The sequence below is a fragment of the Halomicrococcus gelatinilyticus genome, from assembly GCA_024227995.1.
In the GTDB taxonomy this organism is placed as follows: domain Archaea; phylum Halobacteriota; class Halobacteria; order Halobacteriales; family Haladaptataceae; genus Halomicrococcus; species Halomicrococcus gelatinilyticus.
The window spans coordinates 1,145,568-1,172,212 of record CP100465.1; the positions used below are offsets into that span (position 1 = coordinate 1,145,568).

Sequence of the window (26,645 nt, forward strand, 5' to 3'; positions counted from 1 at the left end):
GCCGTCGGCTGGCGATTGTACGGGTCGTCGGCGAAAACCAGTCCGCGTCGGGAGAGCGGGTCAGTACGACTTCGCGAAGTACGCCGTCTCCTCGGCCTCGTCGCCGCAGACGGCACACTCCTCGCCGATGGGTTCCTCGTCGCGGTCGAGGGGAACCATCACGATCTCGGCGGCGATCTCGTCCTTGACGACCGTCTCGCAGGCCTCGTCACCGCACCACGGCGTCTTGACGTAGCCGCCGTGCTGGCCGATGGTGCCGAGGATCTGGGGCACCTCGTACGCCTCGCGGACGTTCTCCTCCAGGTTCTGTTCGGCGGCCTCGTACAACTTGTCGAAGACGGCGTCGAAGTGGTCGCGCGTGGTCTCGGCGATGTCGTCGCGGTCCTCGGTGACGCTCTCGCCGTCCGGCCGATGGACGACGGTGACCTCCTCGTCCTCGACCTCGTTGGGGCCGATCTCGAACCGGACGGGGACGCCCTTCAGCTCCCACTCGTTGAACTTGAAGCCGGGGTTGCGCTCGTCGCGGTCGTCGAGTTCGACGCGGATGCCGGCGGATTCGAGGTCCTCGGCGACGTCCTCGGCGTAGTCGAGGACCTCCTCGCGGTTGTCCTCCTGCCAGATGGGGACGACGACGACCTGCTCGGGGGCGATTGCGGGCGGGCAGACGAACCCCTGGTCGTCGCTGTGGGTCATGATGAGCGCGCCGAGCGAGCGCCACGACAGGCCCCAGGAGGTGGTGTGAGCGACGCGGTCCTCCTCGTCGGCGTCGGTGAAGACGAGGTCGTACGCCTCCGCGAACCCCTGGCCGAGGTAGTGGCTGGTCGCGCTCTGGACGGACTTGCCGTCGGGCATCAGCGCCTCGATGGACGTCGTGGTGTGCGCGCCGGGGAACTTGTCGTGGGCGGGCTTGCGGCCGCGCATGACCGGGATGGCGAGCACCTCCTCCATCAGCCGCTCGTACTGGTCGAGGCGCAGCATCGTCTCGTCCCACGCCTCCTCCTCCGTCTCGTGGGCGGTGTGGCCCTCCTGCCAGAGGAACTCCTTCGTGCGGAAGAACGGCTTCGTCTCCGTCGCCTCCCAGCGGATGACGCTGCACCACTGGTTCAGGCGCAGGGGCAGGTCGCGGTGGCTGCGGACCCACTCGCTCATGAACGGCGTGATGATGCTCTCGCTGGTGGGGCGGAACGCGAGGCGCTCCTCCAGTTCGTCGTGGCCGCCCTGGGTCACCCACGCCACCTCGGGGTCGAACCCCTCGACGATGTCGCTCTCGCGTTCGAGGTAGCTCTCGGGGATGAGCGCGGGGAAGTAGGCGTTCTGCGATCCGGTGTCCTTGAACCAGCCGTCGAGGTGGTCCTGGATGCCCTCCCACAGCGCGTACCCGCGGGGACGGGTGACGATGAACCCGCCCATGGGCGCGTAGTCGGCGAGCTCGGCCTTCTGGACGACCTCGGCGTACCAGTCGCCGGGGCTGTACTCCTTGGACTCGGTGATGCCGAGTTCCTGCTCGTTGCTCATACGTGGAGGTCAGCCACGAGAATAATAAACCCGCTGTGTTCGCCGCCGGAGGCGTCGTCGCGCGAAGCAGTACGCGGGGTCGGCCGACCAACGCTTTTGTCAATCGGTCCCAAAGTGCGGCTATGCGAGCGCCGACGATCCGCGCACCGACGGGCGGCATGAACCGGCGCATCTTCCGCTGGGCCGGACTGTTGGTCCTGGCGCTGAACGGCGGGCTGGTCGCGCTGTTCGGCGTCGGGAGGCTGACCCAGGTCGACGTGGCGGTCCAGTTCCTGCTCGGCGTCTGCTCGGGACTCCTGCTGGTGCTCTCGACGGTCGAGCTCCCGTGGGACGTCCCGTGGTACCGGCTCGCCGGCCTGGGGTACGTCTGCTTCGCAGTGTGGATGCTCCTGACGCTACTCGCCAGCGACGACGCCATCTGGTGGCGGACCGTGGCGGTCCTGAACGCGCTGGTCGTCACGTTCGTCGGCGTCGACGTCGCGCGCGGCGGCCGGCACTTCGACGTCGAGAGGTGACCCCTGCAATTGATACGACGGCGATACGTCGTCGGCACCGATGATAGCCGTCGCGGCGAACTACTGCCCGGAGTGTGGACGCGAACTCACGACGATCGAGTTCGAGGGACGGGAGCGAGACCACTGTCCGACGTGCGAGCGGACGTGGTGGCGCCAGTCGGTGCCGACGACGAGCGTGACGGTCCGCGACGACGACCGCGTGCTGTTGATCCAGCGCGCCGACGGGCCGGACGCCGGTCGCTGGGACCTCCCGGCGGGTCACCCGGAGCACGACGAACCGGGACGCGAGGCCGCAGCCCGCGAGCTCACAGAGGAGACGGGGCTGGTCGCGGACCCCGCCGCCCTGGACCTCGTCGGAACGGTTCTGGCGGAACGACCCTGGGGAACGAACCGGTCGATAAACTACCGCGTCGACCGCGCCACGACCGACGGCGAGGTGACGGCAGGGTCCGACGCCGCAGACGCCCGATTCGTCCCCACTGCTGCGGTCCGCGAGGGGGACGTGGACGTTCGGCCGCTCGGACGGCGCAGGCTTCGGGACGCTGGCGTACTGGAGTAGCACTGGTGCCGGTGAGGAGTGGTCACCGACGGTTCCCGCGGCCGTCCGAGTTATCCCTGCGCCGGTCGAACTGCCAGCGGTTCAGCATGTCCGACACGCACGAGGTCACCGTCGCGTCCGTCCACCAGATGACGCCGGACGTCAAACAGTTCGTACTGGAGGCCGACGACCACACCTTCGACTTCCGACCGGGCCAGCACACCCAGATCCACTTCGAGCAGGACGGGGAGGAGGTGGTGCGGCCGTACACCGCGACGTCGTTGCCGGGCACCGACCGCATCACGCTGGCCATCAAGCGCTACCCGGACGGCACGGCGTCGACCTGGATGCACGAGCGGTCGCCCGGCGACGCCATCACCGTCGAGGAACTGGACGGCAACCTCTACCTCCGCGACCCCGATTCGGACGTGGCGTTCGTCGCGACGGGGACCGGCATCACCCCGATGATGGCGATGTGCAAGCAGTACCTCGAGGAGGGGTCGGGGGATGCCCACTTCTTCTTCGGCGAGAAAGACGAGGCACACGTCGTCTACCGCGAGACGCTCGACCAGTTCGCCGCCGAGAACGACGACTTCGACGTGACGTACGTCCTCTCGGATGACGACTGGGCCGGCGACGAGGGGCACGTCCAGGATCACCTGGCCGACCACCTCGACGGGTTCGACGGGCGCGACTTCTACGTCTGCGGCGTGCCCGGGATGGTGGTCGAGACGCAGGACCACCTCCACGAGCGGGGCGTCGACGACGACCGCATCTACACGGAGGGATGGGAGGGCGACGAGGTGGCCGGGGAGTGACTACTCCACGGCGAACGGGCTGTCGCCCTCAGTCCAGTCCCACCCCGGCAAGCGGGTCTGGAAGCCGGCGGCGAGCGCGGCCTCCAGGTCGTCGACGCCGGCGGGTTCCGACGGCTCGTGCTCGCCACCGCCGGGCGCGGTCTCGCCCTCGGGATGGTGGGTGACGTCCGCGTAGTGGAAGGTGGCCTCGCCGAGCAGGCGCAGGGGCTGGCTGCCGGCGATCATCCCGGCGAGTTCGCGGCCGAGGAGTTCGTCCACGACGAACCCCGGGTAGTCGTCCTCGACGTCGAGGTCGCGTAGCAGCGCCACCAGCGCCGCGACGTTGACGGCGAGGTCGCCGTCGGCGAAGACGGCGTCCACCTCGGCGCGGTAGTCGGCCTCGGAGACGGGGGCGACCTCGACGCCGAACGCCGCACCGAGGTCGCTGCGAACGCCGTTGATGAGTCGCACGACGGCGGTACGGTCGCGGACCCAGTCGCGCTCCGCCGCGACCGTGGCAGGTGAGAGTCGCATGGAGAGAAGGACGGTGCCGGTCGATTTAGGGATTTTGAGAAAGCTTTTATAATCGCACCGTTTAGATTGTGGTAAGCGGGTTTTCCTGCGTCTCCCCTCTCACTTCCGGGGAGTACGTCACGCGCTCAAACGCGGTCCCGCGGAAAACCGAGACAATCTATGCTGTGCTGTACTGTCAGTCGTAGTCGTCACGGTAGGAGGTCGCCACACAGCGTGGCGGCCGACTCCTGCCTGCGGCGACGGAACCGGCGTCGGACGTGGAGTCCCAGCATGCGCTCTCCGAGTAACGGTCGAAGTGGACCTTTCTCACCATGAGTCAAGTAGAACAACAACTTGAGGACCTCAAAGCAGAGATCACGAGCGAACTACCGAGCGACATTTCGGTGTCGGACGTCAAGTACGAAGGCCCGGAACTGGTCGTCTACACGCGCAACCCGAAGAAGTTCGCGCGCAACGGCGACCTCATCCGGAAGCTCGCGAGTCAACTCCGGAAGCGGATCACCGTGCGTCCCGACCCGGACGTGCTCTCGCGGCCGGACGACGCGCGCGAGGACGTCCTCGACGTCATCCCCGACGAGGCCGGGGTGACCGACCTCGACTTCCACGCCGACACCGGCGAGGTCGTCATCGAGGCCGAGAAGCCCGGCATGGTCATCGGCAAGCACGGATCGACGCTCCGCGAGATAACCCAGGAGGTCGGCTGGACGCCCGAGGTCGTCCGCACGCCGCCCATCGAGTCCTCGACGGTGTCGAACGTGCGGAACTTCCTGAAACAGGAGCGCGAGGAGCGACGGACCATCCTGGAGAAGGTGGGTCGCCAGATCCACCGCGAGGAGATGAGCGACGAGGAGTGGGTCCGCATCACCACCCTCGGCTGCTGTCGCGAGGTCGGCCGCGCGAGCTTCATCCTCTCGACGCCCGAGACGCGCATCCTCATCGATTGCGGCGACAAACCCGGCTCCGACGACGTGCCGTACCTCCAGGTGGAGGAGGCGCTGGGCGCGGGCGCGAACACCATCGACGCGGTCGTGCTCACCCACGCCCACCTCGACCACAGCGCGCTCATCCCCCTCCTCTTCAAGTACGGCTACGACGGCCCCATCTACACCACCGAACCGACCCGCGACCTGATGGGTCTGCTCCAGCTGGACTACCTGGACGTGGCCGCCAAGGAGGGGCGGACGCCGCCCTACGACAGCGAGATGGTGCGCGAGGCCATCAAGCACACCATCCCGCTGGAGTACGGCGACGTGACCGACATCGCGCCGGACGTGAAGCTCACGTTCCACAACGCGGGCCACATCCTCGGCTCCGCCGTCTCCCACTTCCACATCGGCGACGGCCTGTACAACGTCGCGTTCTCCGGCGACATCCACTACACCGACACGCGCCTGTTCAACGGCGCGGTCAACGACTTCCCACGCGTCGAGACGCTCGTGCTCGAATCGACGTACGGCGGTCGCAACGACTACCAGACCGACCAGGAGGACAGCGAGCGCCACCTCAAGGAGGTCATCAACGAGACCTACGACGAGGGCGGGAAGATACTCATCCCGGCGTTCGCCGTCGGTCGCTCCCAGGAGCTCATGCTCGTCCTCGAACAGGCGATGCGCAACGGCGACATCCCCACCATGCCCGTCCACCTCGACGGGATGATCTGGGAGGCGACCGCCATCCACACGACGTACCCCGAGTACCTCCGCGACGACCTGCGCGACCGCATCTTCCACGAGGACGAGAACCCGTTCCTCGCGCCGCAGTTCAACCACATCGACGGCGGCGAGGAGGAGCGCCAGGACGTCGCCGACGGCGACCAGTGCATCGTCCTCTCGACGTCCGGCATGGTCACCGGCGGCCCCATCATGTCGTGGCTCGAACACCTCGGCAGCGACCCCGACAACACGATGGTGTTCGTCGGCTACCAGGCCCAGGGAACCCTCGGCCGCCGCATCCAGAACGGCTGGGACGAGATCCCGATGGAGGGCCGCGGCCGCGGCACGCTGACGCTCAACCTCGACGTCGAGACCGTGGACGGCTTCTCCGGCCACGCCGACCGCCAGGGCCTGATGAACTTCGTGAAGACGATGAACCCGCGCCCGGAGAAGGTGCTCTGTGTCCACGGCGACGAGTCCTCGACGCAGGACCTCTCCTCGTCGCTGTACCACGAGCACAACATCCGCACCTTCGCGCCGAAGAATCTGGAGACGTTCCGGTTCAAGTGAGAGCGCGAAGCGGGTGAACCGCCCATCCGGTCGGAAATTCGACCGGTCGATTCTCCGTTCTAGTGCTCGACGAACTCGACGAGCACGCCGCCCGTCGACTTCGGATGCAGGAAGGCGACGTCGTGGCCCCACGCGCCGGGGCGCGGTTCCTCGTCGATGCACTCGACGCCCGCGTCGCGGACCCTTTCGAGCGCAGCCTCGATGTCCTCGGTCTCCAGCGCGACGTGGTGGATGCCCGGGCCGTTGCGGTCGAGGTAGCGCGCTATCGTCCCCTCCCCCAGCGGTTCGAGCAACTCGAAGTAGCTGTCGCCGAACTCGAGGAAGGCGACGCCGAGACCGTCGAACTCCTCCTCGTGGACGACCGGCGCGTCGAACAGCGTCCCGTACAGGTCGGCCAGTTCGGCGACGTCGTCGGTGGCGATGCCGATGTGGTCGATGTGCATGGCCGAGTCGTCCGCCGCCGCCGGCATAACGATGGTGGTCCGGCCGAACTGACAGAACGGCTACGCCCCGGCCGAGAACCGTCTGCCGTGCTGGCGGCGTCGACGGCGCCGTCGAACTGCTGACGTACGGGACTGCCGTGAAACTGGACTGACGGGTCGGCGAGCCGGAAAAAACGACCGGCGGTTCGTTCGCCGCGTACACCCCCGACGGTCGTTGCCGGGGGAGAGGCATTATTACGGCTGGCGGTTCCGAGTACGCACCATGGAACCGAGCGAGCTACGCGCCGACGTACCGGCGCTGGAGCGGACGACGTACTTCAACACGGGCGCGAGTGGCCCGAGTCCGACGCGCGTGGTCGAGGCCGTCGAGTCGTGCCTGGAGTACCACGAGTACGAGGCACCCGCGAGCGAGGGGATGTACTCCGCGGCGTTCGACGTCTTCGACCGCACCAGGGAGGCGGTCGCGGACCACCTCGGGGCGACGACCGAGGAGGTCGCGCTCACCCAGAGCACGACCGACGGCATCAACCGCATCGCGGCCGCGCTCGACTGGGAACCCGGCGACGTCGTCGTGCGGACCGACCTCGAACACTCCTCGGGCATCTTGCCGTGGAAGCGGCTTTCGCGGCAGGGCGTTGACGTGGCGGTGGCCGAGAGCGAAGACGGACGGGTCGACGTCGAGGAGATGGAAGCCGCGCTCGACGACGCCAAGCTCGTCGTCCTGAGTTCGCTGACGTGGAGTCACGGGACGCGGCTCCCCGTCGCCGAGGTCGTCGAGCGCGCCCACGAGGCGGGCGCGTTCGTCCTGGTGGACGCGGTCCAGAGCCCCGGCCAGATGCCCGTCGACGTGAAGCAGTGGGGCGCGGACTTCGTCGCCGGCGCGGGCCACAAGTGGCTGCTCGGCCCCTACGGCGCAGGGTTCCTCTACGTCGACGAGGGCGTCGAGCGCCACCTCGAACCGTCCCACATCGGTTACCGGAGCGTCGAGGACCCGAACGCCGAGGAGTACGCCTACGAACCCGGCGCGCACCGCCTAGAGGTCGGCACCGTCTCGCCCGCGCCGTACGCCGGTCTCCAGGAGGCAATCGAACTCGTCGAGGAGATCGGGTACGACAGCATCCAGGACCGCATCGCGGAGCTGACCGACCGCCTCAAGGAGGGCATCGTCGCGGCCGACGGCGTCGACCTCGTGAGCCCCCGCGAGTACGAGTCCGGACTGGTGACGTTCACGGTGGACGACCGCGACCCCGAGTCGTTCGTCGCGGAGCTGGCCGACGACGGCATCCAGATCCGGTCGCTGCCGTTCCCCGACGGCGCGGTCCGGGCGTCGGTGCACGTGTTCAACACGGTCGACGACGTCGACGAACTGGTCGCACGACTGTAGCTATCAGACCGTCGAACCGGGCCGGTACTCGCCGAAGGTGTCGCGGAGCACGTCGCTGATCTCGCCGACGGTGGCGTACGCCTTCACGGCGTCGACGATGTACGGCATCAGGTTGTCGTCGCCCTCGGCGGCGTCGCGGAGCGCGGCGAGTTTCGCCTCGACCGCTTCGTCGTCGCGGTCGGCCTTGACGTCGTCGAGGCTGTCGATCTGGCGCTGTTCGTCCTCGGCGGTGACCTCCTGGATGTCCATCTCCTTCTCCTCGTCGACCTCGAACTCGTTGACGCCGACGATGATGCGGTCGCCGTCCTCGATCTCCTGCTGGCGCTCGAAGGCGACGTCCTGGATCTGTCGCTGGACCCACTGCTGCTCGATGGCCGACAGCATCCCGCCCTTGTCGTCGACGGTGTCGAGGAGGTCGAACGCCTCATCCTCGAGGTCGTCGGTGAGGCTCTCGACGTAGTAGCTACCGGCGAGCGGGTCGATGGTGTCGGCGGCACCGCTCTCGTGGGCGAGGATCTGCTGGGTGCGGAGCGCGGTACGGACGCTCTCCTCGGTCGGCAGCGCCAGCGCCTCGTCCTTGCCGTTCGTGTGGAGGCTCTGGGTGCCGCCGAGGACGGCGGCGAGCGCCTGGTAGGCCACCCGGACGACGTTGTTCTCGATCTGCTGGGCGGTCAGCGTCGACCCGGCGGTCTGGGTGTGGAACTTCAGCTGCTTGGACTTGGGGTCGTCGGCGCCGAAGCGCTCCTCCATGATCGTCGCCCACATCCGCCGGGCGGCGCGGAACTTGGCGGCCTCCTCGAAGACGTCGTTGTGGGCGTTGAAGAAGAACGAGAGCTGCGGCGCGAAGTCGTCGACGTCGAGACCGGCGTCGAGGGCGGCCTCGACGTACTCGATGCCGTTGCCGAGCGTGAACGCGATCTCCTGGGCGGCGGTCGCGCCCGCCTCGCGGATGTGGTAGCCCGAGATGGAGATGGTGTTGAACTTCGGCGTCTCCTCGGCGCAGAACTCGAAGATGTCGGTGATGATGCGCATCGACGGCTCCGGGGGGTAGATGTACGTGTTCCGGGCGACGTACTCCTTGAGCAGGTCGTTCTGGATGGTGCCCCGGAGCTGTTCGCGCGGGACGCCCTGCTCGTCGCCGACGGCGATGTACATCGCGAGCAGGATGGACGCCGGCGCGTTGATGGTCATCGACGTGCTCACCTCGTCGAGCGGGATGCCGTCGAAGACGGTCTCCATGTCGGCGAGCGTATCGATGGCGACGCCGGACTTGCCCACCTCGCCGGCCGCCATCTCGGCGTCGGAGTCGAACCCCATCTGGGTCGGGAGGTCGAACGCCATCGACAGCCCCGTCTGGCCCTGGTCGAGCAGGTAATGGTAGCGCTCGTTTGTCTCCTCGGGCGTTCCGAAGCCGGCGTACTGGCGCATCGTCCACAGCCGACCGCGGTACATCGTCGGGTAGACCCCGCGCGTGTAGGGGTCCTCGCCCGGGAACCCGAGGTCCTCCTCGTAGTCGGTGTCGGCCACGTCGTCGGGCGTGTAGAGGCGGTCGACCGTCTGGCCGTCCGTGTCCGTGGTGAACTCCTCCTTGCGCTCGCCGAACCGCTCCAGCGTCGGGTCGAGCGTCTCCTCGGCCCACTCCTCTTTCCCTCGGCGTATCTCGTCGAGGTCGTCCGGGTCGAACATTAGTTCGAACGACGGGTCGGCGGGGCTTAATGGTTGACGGACTCACCCCACACGATACTTAAGTTTCGGCCGGTGAAGCGCCGGACGACGGCAAGTACTGCCGGCGAGCGACGCCGGATTCCGGGGCGACCGCTCGAGCGTCACGGCGACGGCAGTTCCCACCCGCGGCGGATGGCGGTCAGGCGCAGTCCGAGGACGACCGCCGCACAGACCACGGCTGCCCGCTGGTCGGGGACGCCGACGACGGCGAGCGTCCAGAACGTCGCGCCGCCGACGATGGCGGGCGTCGCGTAGAAGTCCTCGACGAGCACCGACGGGACCGTCCGCAGGAGCAGGTCGCCGATGAGACCGCCGCCGACGCCCGTCACGGTCGCGAGGAGGACGACGCCGAAGGGCGAGAGGTTGGCGTCGGTCGCGACCAGCGCGCCCGTCGTCGCGAACGCCGAGAGGCCGACGGCGTCGGGCAGGAGGACGACGGATCGGTCGGTCAGGTCGCCGGGCGCGCCCGCCCGCGCGAGCGCGACCCCGAGGCCGACGCCGACGAGCGCGACGGTCACGTCCGACGTCGTCCGGAGCGCGGCCGGCGTCGCGTTCACCAGCAGGTCGCGGGTGACGCCGCCGCCGAGCGCGGTCATCACGCCGAGGACGACGACGCCGAGCGCGTCGAGGTCGGCGTCGACGGCGCGCAGCGACCCCACGACTGCGAACGCCAGCAGGCCGACGGCGTTCATGGCCCCGAAGGCGTCCACGGACTCACCCCCGCCGGAACCGCACGTCGTCGCCCGGTGCGACGTCGAACGCCGCCTCGCCACGGCCGCGGTTCACCGCGAGTTCGACGTTGCCGTGGCTCCCCACCGTGACGAGTCGCTGGCCCTCCGCGACGTGGGCGTACGACGGCGCGACGGGGGCGCGCTCGCCGTCGACCCGAACGGTTTCGAAGCCGTCGAGGAAGCCGCCAGGAACGTTCGTGACGGCGTTGCCGAAGTCGTCGACCACGAGCACCTCGCCGACGGCCTCGTCGCCGTCGACCGACGGTTCCGAGAATCGAAGGTCGACGAACTCGTCGGCGGGCGCGACGTCCGGCAGGGTCTCGACGGCTTCGACGCCGACCTCGTGGACCCGCGCCGCGGCGGGGGCGAAGACGTCCCGGCCGTGGAACGTCGAGCTCGCGGCGTCCTCGTACTCGACGGTGAAGACGTCTATCTCGTCCTCATCCACGGCGAGTGCGCGCGCCGCCGGAAGCAGGACGCCGTTGTCAGGGCCGACGAGGGCGTGGTCGCCGGCGCGCACCGCGAGGGCCGCGCGGTCAGTGCCGACGCCGGGGTCGACGACGACGAGGTGAACTGCGGGGGGAAAGGTCGGCAACACCTCCCGGAGCCAGAACGCGGCGGCGCGCACGTCCTGCCGCGGGAAGTCGTGCGCCACGTCGACGAGGCGGGCGTCGGTCCGCTGGAGCACGACGCCCTTCATCGCCGCGGGGTACGGCGAACCGAAGTCGGAGGCCAGCGTTATCATGCGCGGTGGTTCGGACCTGGTCGTCAAATCGGTTAGGCTTACGACCCGTTCGAGTCGGAGTCGCTGACCTGCTGGATGCGGTCGATGCCGTCGATCTCCTCGACGACCTCGACGACGGCGTCGGGGACGAGTCGCTCCCAGTCCTCGCCGGCGACCATGCGGTCGCGCACCTCCGTTCCCTCCAGCACGTCGCGTTTGAACATCGGCGACTGGCGCACCTCGACGCCGGCCTCCCCGAACAGGCGGATGACGAGCGGGTTGTTGGAGTAGGCCACGTCGAAGTCCGGACTCATGCTCTGGACGTGGCTCACCCAGACCGAGTTGCGTTCGAGGTCCTCGATGGGGACCGCGTAGGTGACGACGTCGAGGTCGACGAGCGACTTCGTTATCATCATGATGCGTTCGCCCGCCGTGAACGGGTCGTGTCGCGTGTGGGAGTCACCGGCGCTCCCGATGCCGACCACCAGTTCGTCGACCTCCTCGGCGATGGTCTCGACCACGTTGTGGTGGCCGTTGTGGTAGGGCTGGAAGCGACCGATGTAGAACCCGCGGGTCATGTACGAATCGTTGTGGGGTGTTTTAATAAGGGTGGCGAGTTGCCAGCCAGCCGCCGATATCGTCTCTATCCACTGATAACAGCGGTTGGCGCGACCGGCAGACGGGACCGGAGGGAGAAAGTATATCAGTTCGCCAGCCCTCCCTTCGAACACGACGAAGACGATTTCTATGAGCAACGACACCGAAGCTCCGCCACCGGAGCAAGAGACCGAGCAGGGGTTCGACGAGGACCTCGGTAGCGACATCGACGCAGATGTCGACGACGAGGTCGCAGAGGACGACCTGCTCGGTGGGCTCGAAATCGGGAGCACCGACGAGATCGATATCCCCGACCGGCTGGTCGACCAGGTCATCGGTCAGGATCACGCTCGCGACGTAGTGCTGAAGGCGGCCAAGCAGCGCCGCCACGTGATGATGATCGGGACGCCCGGCACCGGGAAGTCGATGCTGGCGAAGGCGATGAGCGAGCTCCTCCCCAAGGAGGACCTGCAGGACGTGCTCGTCTACCACAACCCCGACGACGGGAACGAGCCCAAGGTCCGGACGGTCCCCGCCGGCAAGGGTGAACAGATCATCGAGGCCCACAAGGAGGAGGCCCGCAAGCGCAACCAGATGCGGTCGTTCCTGATGTGGGTCATCATCGCCATCGTGGTGGGCTACGCCCTCCTCATCGCGATGCGCCCGCTGCTGGGCATCCTGGCGGCCGGCGTCATCTACCTCGCGTTCCGTTACGGCTCGCGCGGTAGCGACGCGATGATCCCGAACCTGCTGGTCAACAACAGCGACGTGACCAGCGCCCCGTTCGAGGACGCGACCGGCGCCCACGCCGGTGCGCTGCTGGGCGACGTCCGCCACGACCCGTTCCAGTCCGGCGGCATGGAGACGCCGTCCCACGACCGCGTCGAACCGGGCGCCATCCACAAGGCCAACAAGGGCGTGCTGTTCGTCGACGAGATCAACACGCTCGACATCCGCAGCCAGCAGAAGCTGATGACGGCCATCCAGGAGGGCGAGTTCGGCATCACGGGCCAGTCCGAGCGCTCCTCGGGCGCGATGGTCCAGACCGAACCCGTCCCGACGGACTTCATCATGATCGCGGCGGGGAACCTCGACGCCATGGAGAACATGCACCCCGCGCTCCGTTCCCGCATCAAGGGGTACGGGTACGAGGTGTACATGGACGACACCATCGAGGACACGCCGGAGATGCGCCGCAAGTACGCGCGGTTCATCGCGCAGGAGGTCGAGAAGGACGGTCGGCTGCCGCACTTCGACGAGGACGCCATCGAGGAGGTCCTCCTCGAAGCCCAGCGCCGCGCCGGTCGCAAGGACCACCTGACGCTGAAGCTGCGCGACCTCGGCGGTCTCGTCCGCGTCGCGGGCGACATCGCTCGCGCCGAGAACGCCGACTTCACGACGCGCGACCACGTGCTCCAGGCCAAGCGCCGCTCGCGTTCCATCGAGCAGCAGATCGCCGACGACATGATCGAGCGCCGCAAGGACTACGACATGACCGTCTCCGAGGGCGAGGTCGCAGGCCGCGTCAACGGGCTCGCCGTCATGGGCGAAGACTCCGGCATCATGCTCCCCGTGATGGCCGAGGTCACGCCGTCGCAGGGTCCCGGCGAGGTCATCGCCACCGGGCAGCTCAAGGAGATGGCCGAGGAGTCCGTCCAGAACGTCTCCGCCATCATCAAGAAGTACAGCGACGAGAACCTCAGCGAGAAGGACGTCCACATCCAGTTCGTCCAGGCCGGCCAGCAGGGCGTCGACGGCGACTCCGCGTCCATCACGGTGGCCACCGCGGTCATCAGCGCGCTGGAGGACGCTCCCATCGAGCAGAGCCTCGCCATGACCGGCTCGCTGTCGGTCCGCGGCGACGTGCTCCCCGTCGGCGGCGTCACGCACAAGATCGAGGCGGCCGCGAAGGCCGGCCTCGACAAGGTCATCATCCCGAAGGCCAACGAGCAGGACGTCATGATCGAGGAGGAGTACGAGGAGATGATCGAGATCATCCCGGTCAGCCACATCAGCGAGGTGCTGGACGTGGCGCTCGCGGGCGAACCCGAGAAGGACAGCCTCGTGGACCGCCTGAAGAACATCACCGGGAGCGCGCTCGAACACGACACCAGCGGATCCGGGTACGGTAGCCCCAGTCCGCAGTAGTCGAGCGCGATTTCGAGCCGTCGTTCTTCGTTTTTCACTCGTTCCCAGCGCCGACAGCGCCCGTCATCCCCCGGCGTCGCCCGCCGTCGTACCCATCGAACGTATCGCTCGAACCGAACGAACTTTCCTGGCGTGACACGACGAACGAAGTATGACCGACGACTGGTGGAACGACGCCTACGACGACGACCCGCCGTGGGACGTCGGGCGACCGCAACCCGCGCTCGTCCGACTCGTCGAGGACGGAGTCGTCGACGGGCGCGTGCTCGACGTGGGATGCGGGACGGGAACGAACGCGCTCTATCTCGCCGAGCACGGCCACCCCGTGACCGGCGTGGACGTGTCCGAGCGCGCCATCGAGCAGGCGCGGGAGAAGGCGCGCCGGGCCAGCGACGACGAGGACCGCAACGTGAGGTTCCGCGTCGCCGACGCCCTCGACCTGTCCGCCGACCTCGGGCCGTTCGATTCGGTCGTCGACAGCGGGACGTTCCACGTCTTCGAGGACGAGCAGCGCGGGACGTACGTCGACAACCTGGCGGCAGTCCTCCGGTCTGGCGGGCACGCGTTCGTCCTCGCGTTCGGTAACGACGCACCAGACGACTGGGGACCGAACCTGGTCTCGCGCGACGACGTCACCGACGCGTTCAGCAGCGACGACTGGCGCATCGACGACGTACGCGAGACGGTGTTCCTGGCGAACCACGGCGACGACGAGGTAGCCGGCCTGCTCGCCGTCGTCGAGCGGCGCTGATGCGACGGCGGCGAACCCACAGCGACCCTCCACGCGAAACCGACCCGGACACCTTTTTCGACGTCCGCGCGAAAGTGAGACCAGGATGCCAGCGCCGCAGTGGGAATCGTTCGCGGGGGTCGTGCTGCTCGTGCTCGCCATGCTCGTGCTGCTCGCGCGGGCCTCGCAGTCGGCGCTCTCCGGGCCACCCGACGGCGAGGACGAACAGCAGAGCGGCGAGCGAGAGCGCCACGACGACCTGTGGAGTGGGGAGAGAGTCGAGTCCGGACGGTCCGTCACGGAGACGGAGGCGACGGCCGGCGACGCGGCGGACGACCGCGAGGCGTCGAACGGGGGCAGCCGGATACCCGACGCCGGGCAGGCGCGCCCGGTCGACGGCTCCCCGGAGCACGACCCGGACGTCGCCGTCCCGCCGGGGCGACGCCGCCCCGACGAGTCAGCAAGGGACGACGCCATGACGACCGGGGCGCTGCTGGTGAACGTCGCGATCAGCCAGGGGCTGTTCGGGGCGATGATCGTCGCGGCGGCGTGGCTGGCCGGCGTCCCGGCCGGCGCGCTCGGCGTCGAGGCGGTCACTCTCCCCGTTCTGGGGGTCGGCGTCGCCCTCGGCGTCGCGCTGTTCGGCGCGAACGAACTCGGGCAACGAATCGCCGACGCGTCCGGCGTCGACTACGCCGAGGGGTTGCGCGAACAGCTCACGCCGGAGTCGCTACGCGGGTGGGCCGTCCTCCTGCTGGTCGTCCTGCCGATCATCGCCGGCTTCGAGGAACTGCTCTTTCGCGGCGCGCTCATCGGCGCGCTCTCGGTCGGGTTCGGCGTGTCGCCGTGGCTGCTCGCCGTCGGGTCGACGGTGGCGTTCGCGCTGGGCCACGGGGCACAGGGACCCGGCGGCGTGCTGGTCACGGGGATCCTCGGCGGCGTACTCGCCGCCGCGTTCGTCCTCACCGGGAGCCTGTTCGCCGTCGTCGTCGCCCACTACCTCGTCAACGCGCTGGAGTTCGTCGTCCACGCCCGCGATTAGATGCTGCTATCGCGCTGACGCCGACCGTTTCGCGCGGCTCCGGAACGGGAGAACTGGAAGGAGTCGTTCGCGCGGTTCGAAGGGTTATCGTTCTTCCGAGTCGAGCACGCGGATCTGGTCGCCGCGGACGGTGACCGGGATGGGGACCGTCGCCTCGTACAGTTCGACGGTGACCTGGTCCTTGCCCTCGTCGATGCGCTGGACCTGCGCCTTCTCGCCCTTGAACGGGCCGGCGATGAGTTCGACGATGTCGCCCTCCGCGATGCCCTCGACGTCGGGGGTCGGCGAGAGGAAGTGTTCGACCTCGGAGATGTCGCTGGTTCCGGGCACGATGCTCCGGGCGTGCGGGATCTCCTCCAGCACGCGCGAGAGGATACCGTCGTCGTCCGCCTCGACCATCACGTAACTCGTCAGCGAGTCGGGCGCGAGCGCCGCGTGGATCTCGTCCTCCTCGCGGTTCATGATCATGTCCGCGACGGTGCGTTCCTGGCTTGCCGTCGTCTTCACTGCGTAGATTCCCATGTTGTCCACCTATGCCGGAATGAAGCTCATGATCGCGAAGATGACGAAGCCGAGCAGGCCGACGAGCACGATGCCCGCGCCGGCGATCTTCGAGATCTTCGAGAACTCCTCCCACGAGGGCGTACTCGCCAGTTTGAGCACGCGCACGTACGATGCGAGGTCGAGTTTGACGTCCATGTTACTGGCTGTTAGCCGTGCTGCTTTTTCTATCTTTCCAACGAGAGGGATAGCGACCGAACGTGAGAGACGCGACGCTACGGGTCGCGAAAGGCGCGGCACAACGGGCCGCGAACACAGCGCGACGCTACGGGTCGCGGAAACAGCGCAGCACGACTCCCAGAGAGAACGGCGCCAGATTACTCGACGTAGTCGATGTCTTCGGTGGGGGCCTGGTCCTGCTGGGTCTGCTGGGCCTGCTCGGCCTCGTTGCGACCGTAGATCTGGGGCGACTCGACGCCCGTGACGACGATCATCGTCCGCATCGCGCCCTCGAGTTCCTCGTCGATGGAGGTCCCCCAGATGATGCGCGCGTCGGGGTCGATGCGGTCGTAGATCTGCTCGACGACGCCTTCGGCTTCCTCGATGGACATGTCGTTGCCACCGGTGACGTTGACGAGCGCGGACTTCGCACCGCTGATGTCGACGTCGAGCAGGGGCGACCGGAGCGCGGACTTGACCGAGTCCTGGGCCTTCGAGTCGGAGTCGCTCTCGCCGAGGCCGATCATGGCGACGCCGCCCTTCTCCATGACCGTGCGGACGTCGGCGAAGTCGAGGTTGACGAGGCCGGGCTTGGTGATGAGTTCCGTGATTCCCTTCACCGAGCGCATCAGCACCTCGTCGGCGACCTTGAACGCCTGCTTGACGGGGAGCTTGCCGACGGAGTCGAGCAGGCGGTCGTTCGGGACGACGATGACCGTGTCGCTCACGTCGCGAAGTCGCTCCAGTCCCGCCTCGGCGTTGGTGCGTCGCACCTCGCCCTCGGCGGTGAACGGCGTCGTGACGATGGCGATGGTCAGCGCGCCCGCCTCGCGGGCCGCCTTGGCGACGACGGGGGCGCTCCCCGTGCCGGTGCCGCCGCCGAGGCCGGCCGTGACGAACACCATGTCGGAGCCGTCGATGGCGTCGTAGATCTCGTCCTGGCTCTCGAGGGCCGCCTCCTCGCCGACCTGGGGGAGCGACCCGGCGCCGCGCCCGCTGGTCTTCTGCTCGCCCATGAGGATCTTCTCGTCGGCCTCGATCTCCACGAGGTGCTGGACGTCGGTGTTCGCGGCGACCAGCGTCGCGCCGTGGATTCCCTCCTCGGCCATCCGGTTGACGGTGTTGCCCCCACCGCCGCCGCAGCCGACGACCGTGATGTTTGTCTTGAGGTCCTGGAGAACGTCCTTGAGTTCCTCGTCGGTCATGTTGCCCGAGGGCGAGGGGTCACTCGTGGCGTTCGCCGCGTTCGTGCCACCACCCATCTGGGACTGCTGGGGTTGTTGCTGTTGTCCCCCTTCAGCCTCCTCAATGGCGTCTTCGACAATCGAGTCCATCCTTAGAACTTCGTTTACAAACGCAGATTAATTATCTTTCCCCTCTGGCTGACGCATGTCTGACGCATACCAACGTGACAGCCCCCGAATTCGGGAATACTCGAGGACGACGAAGCGCAACGGGGCCGACGGCGGCCGGCACAGTCGTGACCGGGTCGCAAGCGCCTTAGGCCGCGGGCGTCTACCGGGAACCGATGGTGCAGAACGTCGCCCCCGAGATGGCTGAACTGGAGGAGGAGGACTTCTACCTCCTCTCGGGCGTCGAGCAGGGGATGCGATTCAGCGAGTGGGTCCAGAAGGAGAAGATTCCGGACTTCTCCCGGCTCACGTCCGAGGAGGTCGACTACCGGATCGACCGCTGTCTCGACCGGGGACTGCTCGAACGCAAGACGATCCAGTACGAGGGCTACACCCTCAAGTTCGAAGGGTACGACGCGCTGGCCCTGCACACCTTCGCCGAACGCGACAGCATCGAGGGCGTCGGCTCGCCGCTCGGCGTCGGCAAGGAGAGCGACGTCTACGAGGCCCGCTCGTTCCAGCCGCTGGCGTTGAAGTACCACCGCGAGGGGTACACGAACTTCCGCGAGGTGATGAAAGAGCGCGACTACACCTCCGACCGCGAGCACGTCTCGTGGCTCTACACCGCCCGGAAGGCCGCCGAGCGCGAGTACGACGCACTCGAAACGCTCTACCCGACGGTGAGCGTCCCGCGGCCAGTCGACCACAACCGCCACGCCATCCTGATGGAGAAGATCGACGGCGTGGAGCTGGCGCGGGCGAAGTTCGAGGACGAGCAGGTCGTGCCGGTCCTGGACCTCGTCCTCCGCGAGATGGCAGACGCTCACGACCAGGGGTACGTCCACGCCGACATGAGCGAGTACAACGTCTTCGTCGCCAGCGACGGCGTGACCATCTTCGACTGGCCCCAGTCGGTCCCGACCGACCACGAGAACGCCGCGGAGTTCCTCGAACGCGACGTGGACAACGTCGTCGGCTACTTCCAGCGCAAGTACCCCCGACTCGTCCCGGACGTCGACGCGGCCGCGGTCGCCGACGCCATCGCCGACGGCGAGTTCGAGACGGTCCGCGACTTCGCGGCGGAGTAACGGCGGCGAGCGAGCAGTCCCGATTCCTTCCGGCAGGCGTCACCACCGATGGTCGGCCGTACACTCCTGGGAAGCCGCTGGTACTGCATCGGTTCCGTATCGCCACACCCGCGATTCTGTATCGCAACAGATGGTTTATGGCCGGACAAGGCCAGAGACGCCAGACTCGCACGATCCGCCGACAGAGGCCATCTTCCGGCGATACTCGGAGACAGTGTGCAGTTCGGCGAACGACGGGCCGACCGGCGGCAGCGGTCGCGACGCAGTGCGTCTCTCGACCCGGTCTGGGACGACGATTCCGCACGTCGTGAGAGACCTCGAGCCGACGAGCGAGTCGCAGGAGCCCACGTCTGGTCGCAAGAGACAATCACCCGTCTTTTTTGATACGCGCGCACGTGTCGCGCGTCGCGAACACCCGCCAGAACACGACCCCCCGAGCAAGAACACGACCCCCGGATCACGAGGGCACACGGAGAGACAGCTACAGCCATCGCGACGCGTGCGAAGACGAAGCGCTTAAAGCCCGACGACGAAAATCTATCCGTAACTCGCTGGGACGACGGGCACCAGCGGGCACCTGCGAACGCAGGTCGGAATGTGGCGTGCGCGGTTCCACGAACCGCGGGGAGGCGGCACGACCGCCGAATCGCTGAACCACTCAACGCCCGTGGTGATAACCATGGCAAAGAGCTTCTACTCGCACATCAAGGACGCCTGGAAGGACCCGGACGACGGCAAGCTCGCCGAACTCCAGTGGCAGCGCAAACAGGAGTGGCGCGACCAGGGCGCCATCGAACGCATCGACCGACCGACGCGACTCGACAAGGCCCGCGAGCTCGGCTACAAGGCCAAGCAGGGCGTCGTCGTGGTGCGCGCGAGCGTCCGCAAGGGCGGCGCGCGCAAGGAGCGGTTCACCGCCGGTCGGCGGTCCAAGCGCCAGGGCGTCAACCGCATCGGTCGCCGCAAGAACATCCAGCGCATCGCCGAGGAGCGGGTCAGCCGCAAGTACCCCAACCTGCGCGTGCTGAACTCCTACTGGGTCGGCGAGGACGGTAGCCAGAAGTGGCACGAAGTGATTCTGCTCGACCCCGAGCACCCGGCCATCCAGAACGACCCCGACCTGAACTGGATCTGCGACGACAGCCACCGCGGGCGCGCCTTCCGCGGCCTGACGAGCGCCGGCAAGAGCAACCGCGGGCTCCAGCAGCGCGGCAAGGGCACCGAGCACACCCGCCCGAGCAACACGAGCGGCAAGGGCCGCGGCAAGTAACCCAGGCGTTTCGGTCACCAGTTTTTCTCGAACCACCGTCGTAGCGACGCGTCAGTCGGTCGTCGTCGAACGGCCGCCGAGGACCACGGGCCGTCGAGCCACGAGCATCGGACAACACCTGAACGAGCGGTAGCACCGTTCTCAGCGTCGATCACCGCGGTCTGCGAACAACACTCGAACCAACAAGTAAACCACATTCTGCTATAGCAAATCCGGTCCAGCCAGCTCGGCAGCGAGTGGAGGGAACGTCCGCGAGCGTGCTCGAATCGGCCGTTCAGTCGAGAAGCGACCGTCGGCAGAGTGCTGGACGGGGACGGTGCTTGCGCACGCAACCAGCACGAGTAGCCGTCGGCGGGCGCAATCACCGGACGCGATGACACGAGACATCAACTCCGGCGACGTCGGCAAGCGAGTCGTCACGAGCGACGGAACGCACGTCGGCGAGGTATCGGACGTCCGTAACGGGAACGCACACGTCCAGACCAGCGACGACAGCGACCTGACGGACAAGGTGAAGTCGATGCTCGGCTGGGACGACTCCGACGACACCCACGAACTGCGCAACGAGCACGTCGAACGCGTCGGCGACGACATCCGACTTCGAGGCCGGTAACCGCCGCATTCTCCGACGTCGAGACGAAAGCGACAGCGGAGCGGCGGCGGGCGTTATCCTCCGCCGCGTTCCTCGATACTTTTGGGGCAATCGGCCAGTCGCCAGCCAGACAGGGATATATCGATGACTGGCGTAGGAAGAGGCGTGTCATACGACATCGTACTTCAACAGGGGAGCGGAACGCTCGTGGACCAGTACGGTGGACTCGTCGGGACGGTAGCGACGTTCGTCGTCGCGTTCCTTGCAGTCTACTACGTCGGACGTGTGGTCCTCGTCCGCGTCCTCGACGGCGTGCTCGAACGGCGCGGGTTCGACGAGGCGGTCCGGAGTCTCGGCGGGAAGGTGATGGGCGGGACCGCGCTCGTGCTCGCCATCGCCATCGCGTTCACCGTCGTCGGGTACGGGAGCGTGCTCGCCGCCTTCGCGACCCTGGCCGGCGCGCTCTCGCTGGCCGTCGGCTTCGCACTTCAGGACCTCATCGCCAACTTCGTCTCCGGACTGTTCATCCTGAAGGACAAGCCGTTCACCATTGGCGACCAGATAGAGTGGGGGGAGATGTCGGGTCGCGTCGAGGACATCGACCTGCGGGTCACCCGCGTTCGCAGCGGCAACAACGAACTCGTGACCGTCCCGAACTCGGAGCTGACGGGCAACGCCGTGACGAACCCCGCAGCGTACGACCGGCACCAGGAACGGTTCACGCTGGACGTCGACCTCGACCAGAGCATCGACGAGGTCCGGGACACCATCCTGGCGGAGGCAAAACGGGTCGGCGACATCCTCACCGACCCCGCGCCCGAGGTCGACGTGACCGAACTCGGCGACGAGACGGTCAGCCTGGAGACGAAGTACTGGATCGGCGACCCGCGCGACGCGGACGCGGCCGGCATCCGGTCCAGCCTCATCCAGGCGATAAAGGAGCAGTTCGAGTCCCGGGAGCGGATGCGGCCCGCGGACGACTGACCGGACGGTCCCTTTTCGACCCGACGTGAGGTCCGAACAGCATCGTGCGCGCTACTCCGAGGCTGGCGTACACCACAGGACTGTCCCGTCGGTCGTCCGCGGGTCAGGGTATTCGGCGCGGGGTTTCTCGACGCGGCAGACGACGTGCTCACCGAGGAAGTAGCTCACTCGCTGCGCCCCGTCCGCGTGAGTGCCCGCCGTCTCACCCGGGTCGCCCGTCGAGTAGCCGAACTCGACGGTGACGTCGACGACTGTGCCGTCGTCGCTCCGCTCGACGTCCGCGATAGAGACGAACTTCACGTCGACGTACCCCAGTTCTGTCGCGCTTTCCCGCCGAAGGATGCGGTTGTGGGTGTACGCACGCTCGGTCGCCTTCACGAACTCGCGGAGCGCGTCGCCGGAGGGCTGTGCCGGGCGGTCGGGGTAGGACTTCGGCGTCGGGGCGTCGTCCGCGGTCGTCGCGACCGTCGGCGTCTGCGGCGTCACCGCCTGGTCGCAGCGTCGCCACGCGGGCGGACCAGTCGTCGTGGTGGTCGTTCTGGACGTGGTGGTTTCAGTCGTCTCGGTCGACCCGTTCGTCGGCGTCGCGTCGTCCGAACCGACCGCGCCCGAGAGGCAGCCGGCAGTGAGGGCGACCGATCCGGCGACGGTGCTCAGAAGCGAACGGCGGGAGGGCTGGCGAGACATGTGACCAGGCTAACTGCCCGCCAGTGGAAGTTTTCTGGTTCGGACGCGGTCCGGATTCGTAACAGCGAAGCAGAGAGGCGCTACGCGTCGCGTTCGCCGACCTTCACGAGTTGCTTCCCGACGTTCTCGCCCTCGAACAGGCCGAGGAAGGCGTCGGGGGCGTTCTCCAGTCCCTCCGTGACCGTCTCGCGGTACGTGACGTCGCCGGACGCGACCCACTCGGCGAGCTTGCGGGTGGCCTCCTCGAACCGGGGCATGAAGTCCTGGACGAGGAACCCCTCGACCGTGGCCCGCGACTCGATGAGCGCCGGGAGTTTCCGGGGACCCGTCGGAATCTCCTCCGCGTTGTACAGCGATATCTGGCCACAGACTGCGACGCGGGCGTCCACGTTCAGCCGCGTGAAGACGGCGTCGGTTATCTCGCCGCCGACGTTGTCGTAGTAGGCGTCGACGCCGTTCGGGGCCGCCTCGTCGAGCGCCGCAGCGTAGTCGTCGGTCGCCTTGTAGTTGATGCCGGCGTCGAAGCCCAGGTCGTCCTCGAGGAAGGCGACCTTCTCGTCGGACCCGGCGAAGCCGACGACGCGTGCGCCCGAGAGCTTCGCTATCTGGCCCGCGACGGAGCCGACGGCGCCGGCAGCGCCGGTGACGACGAAGGTGTCACCGGCCGAGACGTCGGCCACCTCGCGGGTGCCGAAGTAGGCGGTCCGGCCCGGCATCCCGAGGACGCCGAGCGCCGTCGAGACGGGGGCGAGGTCGGGGTCCACCTGGTGGAGGTCGGTTCCGGCCGCGGTGGCGTAGTCGGCCCACTGGAGGTTGCCCGTCACCACGTCGCCCGGTTCGAAGCCGGCGCCGTTGGACTCGACGACCTCGCCGACGACGCCGCCACGGAGTGGGTCGCCGACGGCCCACGGTTCGGCGTACGACTCGCCGGCGTTCATCCGGTCGCGCATGTAGGGGTCGACGGAGAGGTAGAGCGTGCGGACCAGCGCCTCGCCGGGCCCCGGTTGCGGCACCTCCTCCTCGGTCAGTTCGAAGGTGTCGCGGTCCGGCTTGCCTTCGGGGCGTTTCGACAGCAGGTACGTCCGGTTCGTCTCCGGCATGGTACCGGGTTCGGTCTCCGTCGGAAAGGGTCCTCCGGAAGGGGAAGCACCGTGGGGGAACGAAGCCCTGCGGGCCTTGCACGTGTGAGCAAGTTTTTGGCGCTGGCTACCGTCGTGGGGCGTATGGACGTGACAATCGACGCGGTGCGCGTCGCCCTGACGGAGGAAGGGGCACAACCCATCGTGGTGCTCGCACCGGACGACGACGACGACATCCTGCCGATCTTCATCCGTCTCGAGGAGGGCGTGAGCATCGCCCGGGGGATGGAGGCCGAGGACATCGGTCGCCCGCTCACGCACGACCTGTTGCTCGACGTGATGGAGGAGCTCGGGGGCCGCGTCGAACGCGTCGTCGTCAGCGAACTCGACGACCACACCTACATCGCAGACCTCCACATCCAGACGCCGCGGGGCGAGACGGTCATCGACGCCCGCCCGAGCGACTCGCTCGCGCTCGCGGCGCGCACGAACGCCGCCGTCGAGGTCGCCGACGAGGTGTTCGAGGACGGCCGACAGTCCCGCGCGCAGTTCGACGACCTGCAGGACATCCGCGACGTCGCGGAGATCGGCACATGAGCGGCGAACTCGCCACCGACGACGTGCTGGACGACCTGTTCGCGGTCATCGAGGAGCGCAAGGAGACCCTCCCCGAGGATTCGTACACCGCGTCGCTGTTCACCCACGAGAAGGGCGAGAACGCCGTCCTCGAGAAGCTCGGCGAGGAGACGACGGAACTCGTCCTCGCCGCGAAGGACGACGACCGCGACGAGCTCGCCCACGAGAGCGCCGACATCGTCTACCATCTGCTCGTTCTACTCGCGATGAAGGACATGGACGTCGCCGACCTGCGGGACGAACTGGCCGCGCGGCGTTAATCCTGCAGTCGCGCGCCGACGCCGACGGCTCGCCAGTCCGGCATGCCACCGGAGTTGTAACTACAGTTATAAAATACTGTCCGCGTTCCGTCACTCGGCCCGTTCGAAGCGGTGGCGGTAGACGGTGGCGTCGTCGTCCCACTCGAAGTCGTCGTGCGCGCGGTCCAGGCGTTCGCGGTAGGCGTCGAGGTCCTCCGAACCCTCCGCCCGGGCGTCCTCGTCGGTCAGGTCGCCCAGTTTCCGCTCGGTCACCTCGACCACCTCGAAGCGCTCGCCGTCGATTGCGAAGGTGTCGCCCTCCTCGGCGTAGGCGTCGCCGCGGTGGAGTTGCGAGATGCGGCCCGATGCGACCGCGCTCCGGATGTGCTCCGCCGGTAGGACCGTGCTGGCGTCGATGGATGCCATGGGTGCGAGTTCGAGCGCCCGCGACAAAACGGCACGGGTCACGCCTTCCTCAGCCAGCCGCCGACCGCGCCCCCGATGGCGCTGTCGACTGCGAGCAGGAACGTGACGATGACGGCCGCGAGGAACAGACCCGCGCCGCCGAACAGCGACCCGACGGGGCCGCCGACGAGGCCGCCGAACACCGTCCCGGCCAGACCGAGGAGCAGGGCGACGACGACGCCGGCGACCGACCCCGCGAGCAGTCCGTGCCAGAAGCCCGACCCGAGGCCGCCACCCGCGACGTAGCCGGCGGCGAATCCGCCGACGAGCCCCGCCCCGACGTGGCCGACTCCCGGGACGGCGGTTGCGACCACGCCCGCGACCACCGAGACGACGAACCCGACCGCGACCGCGTACCAGTCAGTCATACGAATCGATAGGTGGGACGGCCCTAAAAGACGTCCGTCCGGGCAGCTCCCGGAACGGGCCGGTTCCCGAAACGCACGAGTTTTACCGTCCCGCGCACGACTGTCAGCTACACCGGCCGTCCGAACCGGAGGATATCATGAGCGAAGGGAGCAAGACCGAACCGACCGACGAGGGTGACGGCGAACCCGACGTCTTCACGGTCGACGAGACGATCGGCGAGGGCGTCTTCGAGGAATCGATGGGTCCCGGGTCCTCGTTCGCGCACCTGTATCGTGGCGAGATCCACCGAATGAAGCTCTGGCGCGAGCGCCTGGACAGGACGAGCAACTGGGCAATCACGGTGATGGCGGCCACGCTGACGTTCGCCTTCTCCAGCAGGAGCAACCCACACTACATCGTCCTGCTGGCGATCGTCACCGTCAGCATCTTCCTGCTCATCGAGGCGCGTCGCTTCCGCGCCTACGACATCTGGCGCTCGCGGGTGCGGATGTTCCAGCAGAACGTGTTCGCCTACGCGCTCGACCCGGAACTCGGGGTCGTCGACGACGAGTGGCGCCAGAAGCTGGGCCGCGACTACCGCATCCCGAAGATGAAGGTGTCGCTGGAGGAGGCGCTCGCCCACCGCCTGCGCCGGGTGTACGCCCCGCTGTTCCTCGTGATGCTCGCGGCGTGGGCGTTCCACCTGACCACGTACGCGCAGGCGCAGGGATGGCCCCAGAACGCCGGCGTCGAGGGGCTGTCAGGGACGGTCGTCACCCTCCTCGTGGTGCTGTTCTACGCCGGCCTGTTCACCATCGCGTACCGGCCGCGGACCTGGCACGTCAACGGCGAACTCATGTCCAGCGACGTGACCGGCTGGGACTACTCCGAGGACTGATCGCCCTCCAGGCGCGCGACGAGCGTCTCGACGGAGGACGAGAGTTGCCTCGTGCCGAACAGTGCGACGAGCAGTGCGCCGGCGGCGTCGAAGACGAGGTCGACGATGGTGTCCTCCAGCCCGTACTGGACGAGGACGGGGTCGGCACCGATGGCGTAGGCGACGCCGCGCGCGGCGAACTCCACGACCTCCCAGAGGACGCCGAGCGCGAGCGTAAAGAGCAGGACGAAGACGAACAGGAACTTCGGCGGGAACGAGACGGCGTCGGAGTGCTCGTCGAACGCGCGGGCGGTGGCGTAGCCGACCCCGGCGACGATGGTGGCCGAGAGCGTGTGCGTGAGGTGGTCCCACCACGGCACCGACTCGTAGAGGCCGAGCATTCCGATCGCGTGGAGGAAGACGGCCGTCGTGATCCACAGCGTCTGCAGCGGCGAGAGCGCGACGGAGTAGTCGCGTTCGAGCACGCCGGGGAGCAGGGTCACGCCGAGCGCGAGGACGCCGTTGACGAGCACGGCCACGTTCCGGGTGACGATGCCCGCCAGCACGATGCCGACGATGGCGAGCTGCAGCAGCCGGACCACCCATCGCTCGCGTGGGCGGGCTGCGCTCGGAGGGGACATACCCGAACGTACACACTCCGGT

Annotated in this window: 31 protein-coding genes; 16 read left to right on the top strand and 15 right to left on the bottom strand. The window is 67.8% G+C overall.

Annotation, left to right across the window (positions count from 1 at the left end):
• Positions 1 to 60: 60 nt before the first annotated feature.
• Entirely contained in the window at positions 61 to 1,515 is a 1,455-nt protein-coding gene (gene proS / locus NKT36_RS06125) for a proline--tRNA ligase (protein WP_327053074.1), read from the bottom strand.
• 122 nt (positions 1,516 to 1,637) lie between these two features.
• Here proS and NKT36_RS06130 point away from each other — a divergent pair, with 122 nt between their 5' ends.
• The 3 genes from NKT36_RS06130 to NKT36_RS06140 all read left to right on the top strand — a co-directional run bounded on the left by NKT36_RS06130 (position 1,638) and on the right by NKT36_RS06140 (position 3,386).
• On the top strand, positions 1,638 to 2,030 hold the full coding sequence (locus NKT36_RS06130; protein ID WP_327053075.1) for a hypothetical protein: 393 nt from the start codon (positions 1,638 to 1,640) through the stop codon (positions 2,028 to 2,030).
• Positions 2,031 to 2,070: 40 nt separating this feature from the next.
• A complete protein-coding gene (locus NKT36_RS06135) occupies positions 2,071 to 2,589 on the top strand; it encodes an NUDIX domain-containing protein (protein ID WP_327053076.1) in 519 nt (172 codons plus the stop codon).
• A gap of 86 nt (positions 2,590 to 2,675) precedes the next feature.
• The gene (locus NKT36_RS06140; protein ID WP_327053077.1) at positions 2,676 to 3,386 is read left to right on the top strand and encodes a ferredoxin--NADP reductase; all 711 of its coding nucleotides are present in this window, start codon (positions 2,676 to 2,678) and stop codon (positions 3,384 to 3,386) included.
• Here NKT36_RS06140 and NKT36_RS06145 read toward each other — a convergent pair whose 3' ends face one another.
• On the bottom strand, positions 3,387 to 3,899 hold the full coding sequence (locus NKT36_RS06145; protein WP_327053078.1) for a hypothetical protein: 513 nt from the start codon (positions 3,897 to 3,899) through the stop codon (positions 3,387 to 3,389). It lies immediately after the preceding gene.
• A 311-nt stretch (positions 3,900 to 4,210) separates the two neighbouring features.
• On the opposite strand from NKT36_RS06145, the gene NKT36_RS06150 reads away from it, so the two are divergent.
• Positions 4,211 to 6,121, top strand: coding sequence for a beta-CASP ribonuclease aCPSF1 (locus tag NKT36_RS06150; protein ID WP_327053079.1), 1,911 nt, complete (start codon positions 4,211 to 4,213; stop codon positions 6,119 to 6,121).
• A gap of 59 nt (positions 6,122 to 6,180) precedes the next feature.
• Here NKT36_RS06150 and mce read toward each other — a convergent pair whose 3' ends face one another.
• Entirely contained in the window at positions 6,181 to 6,564 is a 384-nt protein-coding gene (gene mce, locus NKT36_RS06155; RefSeq protein WP_327053080.1) for a methylmalonyl-CoA epimerase, read from the bottom strand.
• A 262-nt stretch (positions 6,565 to 6,826) separates the two neighbouring features.
• On the opposite strand from mce, the gene NKT36_RS06160 reads away from it, so the two are divergent.
• Positions 6,827 to 7,948, top strand: coding sequence for an aminotransferase class V-fold PLP-dependent enzyme (locus NKT36_RS06160; RefSeq protein ID WP_327053081.1), 1,122 nt, complete (start codon positions 6,827 to 6,829; stop codon positions 7,946 to 7,948).
• A 3-nt stretch (positions 7,949 to 7,951) separates the two neighbouring features.
• Here NKT36_RS06160 and NKT36_RS06165 read toward each other — a convergent pair whose 3' ends face one another.
• The 4 genes from NKT36_RS06165 to NKT36_RS06180 form a co-directional block, all read right to left on the bottom strand.
• Positions 7,952 to 9,634, bottom strand: a complete 1,683-nt coding sequence (locus NKT36_RS06165; protein ID WP_327053082.1) for an acyl-CoA mutase large subunit family protein — start codon at positions 9,632 to 9,634, stop codon at positions 7,952 to 7,954.
• Positions 9,635 to 9,774: 140 nt separating this feature from the next.
• A complete protein-coding gene (locus NKT36_RS06170; protein ID WP_407652236.1) occupies positions 9,775 to 10,365 on the bottom strand; it encodes a trimeric intracellular cation channel family protein in 591 nt (196 codons plus the stop codon).
• Positions 10,366 to 10,387: 22 nt separating this feature from the next.
• Positions 10,388 to 11,149: an SAM hydrolase/SAM-dependent halogenase family protein gene (locus NKT36_RS06175; RefSeq protein WP_327053084.1), complete on the bottom strand. Its 762-nt coding sequence runs from the start codon at positions 11,147 to 11,149 to the stop codon at positions 10,388 to 10,390.
• Between the two features lie 38 nt (positions 11,150 to 11,187).
• The gene (locus NKT36_RS06180) at positions 11,188 to 11,706 is read right to left on the bottom strand and encodes a nicotinamide-nucleotide adenylyltransferase (RefSeq protein WP_327053085.1); all 519 of its coding nucleotides are present in this window, start codon (positions 11,704 to 11,706) and stop codon (positions 11,188 to 11,190) included.
• A gap of 169 nt (positions 11,707 to 11,875) precedes the next feature.
• Between NKT36_RS06180 and lonB the strand changes: the two genes are divergently transcribed.
• From lonB to NKT36_RS06195, 3 genes are all read left to right on the top strand, one after another.
• Positions 11,876 to 13,873: an ATP-dependent protease LonB gene (gene lonB, locus NKT36_RS06185; RefSeq protein ID WP_327053086.1), complete on the top strand. Its 1,998-nt coding sequence runs from the start codon at positions 11,876 to 11,878 to the stop codon at positions 13,871 to 13,873.
• Positions 13,874 to 14,024: 151 nt separating this feature from the next.
• A complete protein-coding gene (locus NKT36_RS06190; protein WP_327053087.1) occupies positions 14,025 to 14,624 on the top strand; it encodes a class I SAM-dependent methyltransferase in 600 nt (199 codons plus the stop codon).
• 85 nt (positions 14,625 to 14,709) lie between these two features.
• Positions 14,710 to 15,645 (top strand): CPBP family intramembrane glutamic endopeptidase, encoded by a 936-nt coding sequence (locus tag NKT36_RS06195; protein WP_327053088.1) that lies wholly within the window; start codon positions 14,710 to 14,712, stop codon positions 15,643 to 15,645.
• Positions 15,646 to 15,729: 84 nt separating this feature from the next.
• On the opposite strand, the gene NKT36_RS06200 is transcribed toward NKT36_RS06195, so the two are convergent.
• The 3 genes from NKT36_RS06200 to ftsZ form a co-directional block, all read right to left on the bottom strand.
• On the bottom strand, positions 15,730 to 16,167 hold the full coding sequence (locus tag NKT36_RS06200; RefSeq protein ID WP_327053089.1) for a transcription elongation factor Spt5: 438 nt from the start codon (positions 16,165 to 16,167) through the stop codon (positions 15,730 to 15,732).
• Positions 16,168 to 16,176: 9 nt separating this feature from the next.
• Positions 16,177 to 16,344, bottom strand: coding sequence for a protein translocase SEC61 complex subunit gamma (locus NKT36_RS06205; protein ID WP_327053090.1), 168 nt, complete (start codon positions 16,342 to 16,344; stop codon positions 16,177 to 16,179).
• A gap of 179 nt (positions 16,345 to 16,523) precedes the next feature.
• On the bottom strand, positions 16,524 to 17,699 hold the full coding sequence (gene ftsZ / locus NKT36_RS06210; RefSeq protein ID WP_327053091.1) for a cell division protein FtsZ: 1,176 nt from the start codon (positions 17,697 to 17,699) through the stop codon (positions 16,524 to 16,526).
• Between the two features lie 194 nt (positions 17,700 to 17,893).
• On the opposite strand from ftsZ, the gene NKT36_RS06215 reads away from it, so the two are divergent.
• From NKT36_RS06215 to NKT36_RS06230, 4 genes are all read left to right on the top strand, one after another.
• Positions 17,894 to 18,805 (top strand): serine/threonine-protein kinase RIO2, encoded by a 912-nt coding sequence (locus NKT36_RS06215; RefSeq protein ID WP_327053092.1) that lies wholly within the window; start codon positions 17,894 to 17,896, stop codon positions 18,803 to 18,805.
• A 679-nt stretch (positions 18,806 to 19,484) separates the two neighbouring features.
• Positions 19,485 to 20,075: a 50S ribosomal protein L15e gene (locus tag NKT36_RS06220; RefSeq protein ID WP_327053093.1), complete on the top strand. Its 591-nt coding sequence runs from the start codon at positions 19,485 to 19,487 to the stop codon at positions 20,073 to 20,075.
• 373 nt (positions 20,076 to 20,448) lie between these two features.
• Positions 20,449 to 20,688 carry a hypothetical protein gene (locus tag NKT36_RS06225; RefSeq protein WP_327053094.1) on the top strand — a complete coding sequence of 80 codons (240 nt, stop codon included), beginning with the start codon at positions 20,449 to 20,451 and terminating at the stop codon, positions 20,686 to 20,688.
• A 144-nt stretch (positions 20,689 to 20,832) separates the two neighbouring features.
• On the top strand, positions 20,833 to 21,651 hold the full coding sequence (locus NKT36_RS06230) for a mechanosensitive ion channel family protein (RefSeq protein WP_327053095.1): 819 nt from the start codon (positions 20,833 to 20,835) through the stop codon (positions 21,649 to 21,651).
• 51 nt (positions 21,652 to 21,702) lie between these two features.
• Here NKT36_RS06230 and NKT36_RS06235 read toward each other — a convergent pair whose 3' ends face one another.
• Positions 21,703 to 22,137: a hypothetical protein gene (locus tag NKT36_RS06235; protein WP_327053096.1), complete on the bottom strand. Its 435-nt coding sequence runs from the start codon at positions 22,135 to 22,137 to the stop codon at positions 21,703 to 21,705.
• A gap of 43 nt (positions 22,138 to 22,180) precedes the next feature.
• Here NKT36_RS06235 and NKT36_RS06240 point away from each other — a divergent pair, with 43 nt between their 5' ends.
• The gene (locus tag NKT36_RS06240) at positions 22,181 to 22,342 is read left to right on the top strand and encodes a hypothetical protein (protein ID WP_327053097.1); all 162 of its coding nucleotides are present in this window, start codon (positions 22,181 to 22,183) and stop codon (positions 22,340 to 22,342) included.
• A gap of 76 nt (positions 22,343 to 22,418) precedes the next feature.
• Here the strand turns inward: NKT36_RS06240 and NKT36_RS06245 are convergent, their stop codons facing one another.
• Positions 22,419 to 23,438, bottom strand: coding sequence for an NADP-dependent oxidoreductase (locus NKT36_RS06245; protein WP_327053098.1), 1,020 nt, complete (start codon positions 23,436 to 23,438; stop codon positions 22,419 to 22,421).
• A 123-nt stretch (positions 23,439 to 23,561) separates the two neighbouring features.
• On the opposite strand from NKT36_RS06245, the gene NKT36_RS06250 reads away from it, so the two are divergent.
• Entirely contained in the window at positions 23,562 to 24,014 is a 453-nt protein-coding gene (locus tag NKT36_RS06250) for a bifunctional nuclease family protein (RefSeq protein WP_327053099.1), read from the top strand.
• Positions 24,011 to 24,313, top strand: coding sequence for a phosphoribosyl-ATP diphosphatase (gene hisE, locus NKT36_RS06255; protein ID WP_327053100.1), 303 nt, complete (start codon positions 24,011 to 24,013; stop codon positions 24,311 to 24,313). The genes NKT36_RS06250 and hisE overlap by 4 nt, the downstream gene beginning before the upstream one ends.
• Before the next feature lie 90 nt (positions 24,314 to 24,403).
• Here the strand turns inward: hisE and NKT36_RS06260 are convergent, their stop codons facing one another.
• Complete coding sequence (locus NKT36_RS06260) at positions 24,404 to 24,718, bottom strand: ASCH domain-containing protein (protein ID WP_327053101.1); 315 nt, start codon at positions 24,716 to 24,718, stop codon at positions 24,404 to 24,406.
• Positions 24,719 to 24,756: 38 nt separating this feature from the next.
• On the bottom strand, positions 24,757 to 25,125 hold the full coding sequence (locus NKT36_RS06265; protein ID WP_327053102.1) for a DUF5518 domain-containing protein: 369 nt from the start codon (positions 25,123 to 25,125) through the stop codon (positions 24,757 to 24,759).
• A 137-nt stretch (positions 25,126 to 25,262) separates the two neighbouring features.
• Between NKT36_RS06265 and NKT36_RS06270 the strand changes: the two genes are divergently transcribed.
• Positions 25,263 to 26,003, top strand: a complete 741-nt coding sequence (locus NKT36_RS06270) for a DUF2270 domain-containing protein (RefSeq protein WP_327053103.1) — start codon at positions 25,263 to 25,265, stop codon at positions 26,001 to 26,003.
• Here the strand turns inward: NKT36_RS06270 and NKT36_RS06275 are convergent.
• The gene (locus NKT36_RS06275) at positions 25,988 to 26,623 is read right to left on the bottom strand and encodes a hypothetical protein (protein ID WP_327053104.1); all 636 of its coding nucleotides are present in this window, start codon (positions 26,621 to 26,623) and stop codon (positions 25,988 to 25,990) included. The two genes, NKT36_RS06270 and NKT36_RS06275, sit on opposite strands and share 16 nt — an antisense overlap.
• Positions 26,624 to 26,645: the final 22 nt, after the last annotated feature.

Bases quoted from the DNA above. Each gene is read 5' to 3' on its own strand.
- NKT36_RS06150 (WP_327053079.1), top strand. From the start codon at position 4,211: ATGAGTCAAGTAGAACAACAACTTGAGGACCTCAAAGCAGAGATCACG.
- NKT36_RS06160 (WP_327053081.1), top strand. From the start codon at position 6,827: ATGGAACCGAGCGAGCTACGCGCCGACGTACCGGCGCTGGAGCGGACG.
- NKT36_RS06225 (WP_327053094.1), top strand. From the start codon at position 20,449: ATGACACGAGACATCAACTCCGGCGACGTCGGCAAGCGAGTCGTCACG.
- NKT36_RS06275 (WP_327053104.1), bottom strand. From the start codon at position 26,623: ATGTCCCCTCCGAGCGCAGCCCGCCCACGCGAGCGATGGGTGGTCCGG.
- NKT36_RS06205 (WP_327053090.1), bottom strand. From the start codon at position 16,344: ATGGACGTCAAACTCGACCTCGCATCGTACGTGCGCGTGCTCAAACTG.
- NKT36_RS06170 (WP_407652236.1), bottom strand. From the start codon at position 10,365: ATGAACGCCGTCGGCCTGCTGGCGTTCGCAGTCGTGGGGTCGCTGCGC.
- NKT36_RS06180 (WP_327053085.1), bottom strand. From the start codon at position 11,706: ATGACCCGCGGGTTCTACATCGGTCGCTTCCAGCCCTACCACAACGGC.
- NKT36_RS06130 (WP_327053075.1), top strand. From the start codon at position 1,638: ATGCGAGCGCCGACGATCCGCGCACCGACGGGCGGCATGAACCGGCGC.
- NKT36_RS06200 (WP_327053089.1), bottom strand. From the start codon at position 16,167: ATGGGAATCTACGCAGTGAAGACGACGGCAAGCCAGGAACGCACCGTC.
- hisE (WP_327053100.1), top strand. From the start codon at position 24,011: ATGAGCGGCGAACTCGCCACCGACGACGTGCTGGACGACCTGTTCGCG.
- NKT36_RS06245 (WP_327053098.1), bottom strand. From the start codon at position 23,438: ATGCCGGAGACGAACCGGACGTACCTGCTGTCGAAACGCCCCGAAGGC.
- NKT36_RS06220 (WP_327053093.1), top strand. From the start codon at position 19,485: ATGGCAAAGAGCTTCTACTCGCACATCAAGGACGCCTGGAAGGACCCG.
- NKT36_RS06270 (WP_327053103.1), top strand. From the start codon at position 25,263: ATGAGCGAAGGGAGCAAGACCGAACCGACCGACGAGGGTGACGGCGAA.
- NKT36_RS06195 (WP_327053088.1), top strand. From the start codon at position 14,710: ATGCCAGCGCCGCAGTGGGAATCGTTCGCGGGGGTCGTGCTGCTCGTG.
- NKT36_RS06190 (WP_327053087.1), top strand. From the start codon at position 14,025: ATGACCGACGACTGGTGGAACGACGCCTACGACGACGACCCGCCGTGG.
- ftsZ (WP_327053091.1), bottom strand. From the start codon at position 17,699: ATGGACTCGATTGTCGAAGACGCCATTGAGGAGGCTGAAGGGGGACAA.
- NKT36_RS06250 (WP_327053099.1), top strand. From the start codon at position 23,562: ATGGACGTGACAATCGACGCGGTGCGCGTCGCCCTGACGGAGGAAGGG.
- mce (WP_327053080.1), bottom strand. From the start codon at position 6,564: ATGCACATCGACCACATCGGCATCGCCACCGACGACGTCGCCGAACTG.
- NKT36_RS06260 (WP_327053101.1), bottom strand. From the start codon at position 24,718: ATGGCATCCATCGACGCCAGCACGGTCCTACCGGCGGAGCACATCCGG.
- NKT36_RS06175 (WP_327053084.1), bottom strand. From the start codon at position 11,149: ATGATAACGCTGGCCTCCGACTTCGGTTCGCCGTACCCCGCGGCGATG.
- NKT36_RS06165 (WP_327053082.1), bottom strand. From the start codon at position 9,634: ATGTTCGACCCGGACGACCTCGACGAGATACGCCGAGGGAAAGAGGAG.
- proS (WP_327053074.1), bottom strand. From the start codon at position 1,515: ATGAGCAACGAGCAGGAACTCGGCATCACCGAGTCCAAGGAGTACAGC.
- NKT36_RS06135 (WP_327053076.1), top strand. From the start codon at position 2,071: ATGATAGCCGTCGCGGCGAACTACTGCCCGGAGTGTGGACGCGAACTC.
- NKT36_RS06140 (WP_327053077.1), top strand. From the start codon at position 2,676: ATGTCCGACACGCACGAGGTCACCGTCGCGTCCGTCCACCAGATGACG.
- NKT36_RS06145 (WP_327053078.1), bottom strand. From the start codon at position 3,899: ATGCGACTCTCACCTGCCACGGTCGCGGCGGAGCGCGACTGGGTCCGC.
- lonB (WP_327053086.1), top strand. From the start codon at position 11,876: ATGAGCAACGACACCGAAGCTCCGCCACCGGAGCAAGAGACCGAGCAG.
- NKT36_RS06215 (WP_327053092.1), top strand. From the start codon at position 17,894: ATGGTGCAGAACGTCGCCCCCGAGATGGCTGAACTGGAGGAGGAGGAC.
- NKT36_RS06265 (WP_327053102.1), bottom strand. From the start codon at position 25,125: ATGACTGACTGGTACGCGGTCGCGGTCGGGTTCGTCGTCTCGGTGGTC.